This window comes from Amycolatopsis sp. NPDC059021 (assembly GCF_042739895.1).
Lineage (GTDB): Bacteria > Actinomycetota > Actinomycetes > Mycobacteriales > Pseudonocardiaceae > Amycolatopsis.
On record NZ_JBHYIQ010000201.1, the window covers coordinates 1 to 4,899 of the forward strand.

Sequence of the window (4,899 nt, forward strand, 5' to 3'; positions counted from 1 at the left end):
TCGGCGTGTCCCGCATGGGGTTTTCGTTTAGCGCGTGTGTTCCGGTCCCGCCCCCAAACACCGGGTCGAGCGCTGTGAAGGAGGCCTTCACGGCTTTTGCCGCTTTTCGAACCTGGTACGGAGTTGACCAAACGCGCCCGCACCCGGTGATCTCCCTGCTATCCTCCGTTGCGTTTGGACCAGACGCTCGGGAGGGGCGGCATGGCGGACGACGGAAGCAACTTTCTGTCCGGACTGAGCTTTTTCGGGGACACGCAGAGCGTGGGGCCCTCCGGTGGCTTCCGCATGAGCACCTCCGAAATGGAAACGCTGCTCAGCAAGGCCGAGGGCACCAGGAAGCTGATCCAAGAACAGATAGTCAAAGCCCAGGCACTCGTGATGTGCGAGCCCCCTGGCAAAGATGTCTCCAGTGTGGGCTTCGCGAACACCGCGAACAATTCCGGTCGCTACTACATCGGCCACCTGCAGATCCAGTTCAATCGCTACGGCGCTCTCATCGACAAACTCAACACGGCACTCGGCCGGACCACGGCCACTGACCAGGCCAACGCGGACGCTGCCAAGGACGCAGGCAAGGAAGGCAAGTACTGATGCGGCCCGGATACCGTGCGATCGTCACCGTTCTCTCAGCAGCCGGGCTCGTGGTGGCGGGTTGCTCCGGTGGTTCGGGCAAAGGCCCCGCCTCCCAGAGTTCAGCGCCTCCGGCCAGCGACAGCAGCCCGGCCGCGCAGAATGGCGCACCCAAGGTGCAGAACCCGCTCCCGGCGAAGGTGCTCGCGGGCAGCCCCTGCGACACCTCACTCAGCGCGGACGACGTCAAGGAGTTCATCGGCGCCTCCGATCCGGCCAAACCGGACGACGACCCCAGTCTGGGCACGTCGTGCACCTGGCACAACGCAGCCGGGAACGGCGCTTCCCTCAGCGTCGGCTATCAGACCAAGATCAAGGGCGGTCTCGGCGCGGCGTACAGCAATGTCAAGCCCGACGCGGTTCGCTGGGTCGAGCCCGGCCCCATCCAGGGATATCCCCTCGTCGGTTACCTGGCAGCGAAGAGCAACGGCCTCGAAAAGTCCGAGTGCCAGCTCGTAGTGGGCATCTCCGACGACCTCACCTACGCCGTAGGCATCTTCCTCAGCGACAGCGCGAAAAGGAAGAACATCGACCCCTGTACTGCGGGGCGGGATGTGGCCGACCGGGTGCTGACCCGCATCAAGCAAAGGGCCTGAGCATGTGGCAGTGGCTGGAGGACATCGCCTCGTCCGTGGTGGACGTGGCCAAATCCGAGGCACGCGTCCTCAACGATCTCGTCCACGGTGATTTCGGCGATATCTTGCGCGAACTCACCGGCAGCCACGGCCAGCTCACGAAACACGGCACCGGAGCCGGAGACCTCGTCGACCAGGTTCAGCGACAAGGCGATGGCGGGAGGTCGCTCGAAGCAGCCCGCCAGACAGGCATCGATCAATCCGGTCAGCAGAACCAGATCGAGACCGAGAGCCGTCAGATGGCCTCGGCACTCGAATCAGCCTGGACCGGCAACGCGTCGGATGCGGCCCGCCAGCGCATCGTGCCGCTCAGCACCACCGCCGCCTCGGCCTCGGCTACGCTCACGAATAACTCCAACACCATCAGCGACCAGCTCAGCCAGTTCTCGCATCTCAAGTCCACCATGCACGCCGACGTCACCAACGACGCGCCCGAGCGGGACTTCTGGGACAAGGCGACGCCGTGGAACACGAGCACCGAGGACAAGATCAACGAGCGCAACAAGAAGGTCCTGGAGAACAAGGCCCTCTACGAGCAGTACACACAGCAGACGAACACCGTCAACCAGCCCAATATGAAGATCGACTACGGGCAGCTCGGCGACGAGCAGGGCGGCGGCGATTTCAAGGTCGACGACTCCAAGAAGCCGCCGGAGAAGCCTCCGGTCAAGGGATTCGGCGGCGAGGACGAGCACAAGCGTGTCCCGGGCCCGGGTGACTTCCGCAAGGAAGGCTTCGTGCCACCACAGCCGCGTCCCCCGCTGCCACCGCCGGTGAACCCGCCGGACTTCCGGCCCGGCACCGTTCCCGGCCCCAACGACCACACGAGCACGTCGTCGTACGTGCCGCCGTCGACGTCGTCGTACCAGCCGCCAAATATCCCGTCGTACCAGCAGGGCAGCATCGCCGACCGGCTCAGCTCCGGCGGCGGCCAGAACTCGTTCGGCCTCGGCGGTTTCGGGCCCACCAGTGGCGGTGGCGGCAGCAGCGGCGGCGGGCTCGACGGCGTCGGCAAGGGCAACAGCGGACGCGTGAGCGGCAGCATCGGCTCCGAGCCCGGCGCGGGCAAGGGCACCGGCGCGGCCGAGCCCAGTTCCCGTGGTGGCGCGAACGCCGCGAACGCGGCCGGGCGCGGTGGCCCCGGCGGCGCATCGGGCAAGCAGGGCATGAGCGGTATGGGTGGCGCCGGCCAGGGCGGCAAGGGCAAGGGCGGCGAGGACAAGGAACACAAGCGCGCGTCCTATCTGCAGGAGCAGGACGCGGACAAGATCTTCGGTGGCACCGAAGAGAAACCGGTCCCGCCGACCATCGGCGCCTGAGCGGCAGTTCGCAGGGGGAACGACCATGCATCGCGGCACGGTGTTGCTGCCCAAGTCCGCCTTCATCACGGCGTGGCGCTGGGAAGGTTACGGGGATCCGCCCGCCGTCATCGGCATCGACGAGCAGTGGCTGCCCGAACAGACCCGGGCGAAGTACGACAATGAGGTGCTCAGCATCCTCACCGGGCTCGGCGTCGCCGAGGGCGGCACGCTCACCCGCGAGTTCCGCGACACCCTCGCCGTGCTCGCCACCGGCTCGCTCCGGTTCACCGCGTGGTGCGGCGACGTGCAGAACGACGAGACGGGCGGGATCCTCGTGTCGGTCAAGGGCAACGAGGCCGTCCGGGTGCTGCGCACGGAAACGCTCGTCCGCATCGACCCCGTCGACGCGGGGCGTGCCGCCGCCGCGGTGGTCGACGCGCTCCCGGACGTCGGCCCCGCGCGGCTCGAAACGGTCGCCGTCCCGAAGGCCGCCTACCGCCCGGACCAGGGCATCTCGGCGGCGTTCGACTTCAACGACCCGACCAGCGAAGAGCCGGACGACCCGACGGCGCGGCCGCGGGCGCTGATGGCGGGACGGCGTTCCGGGATCCACCAGCTCTACGTCGGGAACGGCGCCGGCCGCCGCAGCACTCCGGTCACGGTGGTGGACGTCGTGGGCGAAGGGCGGGTCATCGCGCTTGTCTCCGAAAACCTGGGCGACGAGCCGATGCTCACGTTCCTCGCCGCCAGCCGCGCCGCGCTCATCGACGTCCTGGAGACCACGAGCGCGACCTTCGCCTGATTCACCCGGCTCGGGCCGAAAAGGACGTAACAGCACCGCTTCCAGGTACGATTTCGTCCGAACCAGACAGTGCACTGTGGACAAGCAGGCACGGCGGGAAAGGCCGGGGGGCGCATAGTGACGACACCACCACAACCCGTTCCGTGCGGGCGCTGCGGGCAACCGGTGCTGCCGGATCCACACACCCATGGCGGGTGGGTCGATCAGTGGAACGGCCGGTTCTGCGGCGGGAACCCGCAGTTCCCGCACCTCGGGACACACCAGCCACCGCCGCCGGGTGGTGGCAGCAAGAAACCGTGGATCATCGGCGGCTCGATCGCCGGCGTCGTACTCGTGATCGGGCTCGTCGTGGTCCTGGTCGTGACCCTGACCGGGAAATCCGGCGACACGGCGGCCCCCGCGAGCCAGACACCGCCGCCGACCGCACCGGCGTCGAGCAGCGCGCCGCCCACCGACCCCAGCGCGCCGGTGCCCTGCGACCCGGGCAGCAGGGTCAGCCGCTCCTGCTTCCCGCCGCAGGTAACCGGCCAGGCTTTCCTCGACCGCATCGCGCAGAAGCAGAAATGGCCGTGTTTCAAGAAAGGCGACAAGGACCAGGCAGGCGACACCATCCGCGATCCCGGCGTCTGCAAGGCGGCCAACGACGTCGACCAGCCGTACCTCATGTCGGCCAGCATCGGCTACGACACCCACACCCACGACCTTCAGGGCACGATGAACGAGGTGCTCCTGGTCGCGAGTACCACGGCCCGGCCGTGGAAGAACGAAAAGACCGACGTCGGCAAGACGAAGGATGTCGCGGCCAACACGATGGGCATCGCGGTGGCGAACCTGTGGCCGGACGACAAGGCCCTGCAGGACGAGACGAAACAGGCCTTCGCGAAGATCGAGGAGCAGTGCGCCGGCGGTAAGAACGGCGGAGTGGACGGGCCGAAAGCCACGCTGCACAACGGTTTCGAGGTCAGCTGCTCGTCGATCGACACCATCGGGGTCAACGACCCGCGCGGCGCGACCAGCACGATCGTCCAGACCATGCGGATCGCGGCCCCGCTCCGCGCGCCCCGGCCTTCCCGGTAAAGGTCCGTGGGGGCCTCCTTGAGGGACTCTGGATCCCTCGAGGAGGCCCCCACGGACCGTCGCTCAGCGTGTCAGGCGCCGGTGTAGAGCAGGACGTTCGGGGAGCCGGTCCCCGGGTTCGTGACCTTGTCCTTGGTGCCGCCGTTCACCAGGGCGTCCCGCACCTGCTGCGGCGTCGCCGAGGTGTTCTTCTCCAGGTACAGCGCGGCCGCGCCGACCACGTGCGGGGTCGCCATCGACGTCCCGCTGATGGTCTTGCTGGCGCTGGTGCCGCCGATCCACGACGACGTGATGTCGGTGCCCGGCGCGAAGATGTCGAGGCACTTGCCGTAGTTGGAGTAGGTGGCACGCGAGTCGTTGTTGGCCGTCGCGCCCACGGTGATCGCCTCCGGCGTCCGGGCGGGCGAGTTCTGGCAGGCGTCACCGTTGTTGTTGCCCCCGGCGATGCCGTAGG

General features: G+C 67.8%; 6 protein-coding genes. 5 read left to right on the top strand and 1 reads right to left on the bottom strand.

Annotated elements, in window-relative coordinates; translation table 11 throughout:
- Positions 1–201 precede the first annotated feature (201 nt).
- From ACFWX1_RS47820 to ACFWX1_RS47840, 5 genes are all read left to right on the top strand, one after another.
- The gene (locus ACFWX1_RS47820) at positions 202–591 is read left to right on the top strand and encodes a hypothetical protein (RefSeq protein ID WP_378396591.1); all 390 of its coding nucleotides are present in this window, start codon (positions 202–204) and stop codon (positions 589–591) included.
- Complete coding sequence (locus ACFWX1_RS47825; RefSeq protein WP_378396592.1) at positions 591–1,226, top strand: DUF3558 domain-containing protein; 636 nt, start codon at positions 591–593, stop codon at positions 1,224–1,226. The genes ACFWX1_RS47820 and ACFWX1_RS47825 overlap by 1 nt, the downstream gene beginning before the upstream one ends.
- Positions 1,227–1,228: 2 nt before the next feature.
- Positions 1,229–2,584 carry a hypothetical protein gene (locus ACFWX1_RS47830; protein ID WP_378396593.1) on the top strand — a complete coding sequence of 452 codons (1,356 nt, stop codon included), beginning with the start codon at positions 1,229–1,231 and terminating at the stop codon, positions 2,582–2,584.
- A gap of 25 nt (positions 2,585–2,609) precedes the next feature.
- On the top strand, positions 2,610–3,368 hold the full coding sequence (locus ACFWX1_RS47835) for an ESX secretion-associated protein EspG (protein WP_378396594.1): 759 nt from the start codon (positions 2,610–2,612) through the stop codon (positions 3,366–3,368).
- A 117-nt stretch (positions 3,369–3,485) separates the two neighbouring features.
- Positions 3,486–4,445, top strand: coding sequence for a hypothetical protein (locus ACFWX1_RS47840; RefSeq protein ID WP_378396595.1), 960 nt, complete (start codon positions 3,486–3,488; stop codon positions 4,443–4,445).
- A 71-nt stretch (positions 4,446–4,516) separates the two neighbouring features.
- Here the strand turns inward: ACFWX1_RS47840 and ACFWX1_RS47845 are convergent.
- The coding region (locus tag ACFWX1_RS47845) for a S8 family serine peptidase (RefSeq protein ID WP_378396596.1) at positions 4,517–4,899 on the bottom strand (383 nt) is incomplete at its 5' end.

Excerpts from the sequence above, each read along its gene's own strand:
- ACFWX1_RS47830 (WP_378396593.1), top strand. The coding sequence starts at position 1,229 with ATGTGGCAGTGGCTGGAGGACATCGCCTCGTCCGTGGTGGACGTGGCC.
- ACFWX1_RS47825 (WP_378396592.1), top strand. The coding sequence starts at position 591 with ATGCGGCCCGGATACCGTGCGATCGTCACCGTTCTCTCAGCAGCCGGG.
- ACFWX1_RS47820 (WP_378396591.1), top strand. The coding sequence starts at position 202 with ATGGCGGACGACGGAAGCAACTTTCTGTCCGGACTGAGCTTTTTCGGG.
- ACFWX1_RS47835 (WP_378396594.1), top strand. The coding sequence starts at position 2,610 with ATGCATCGCGGCACGGTGTTGCTGCCCAAGTCCGCCTTCATCACGGCG.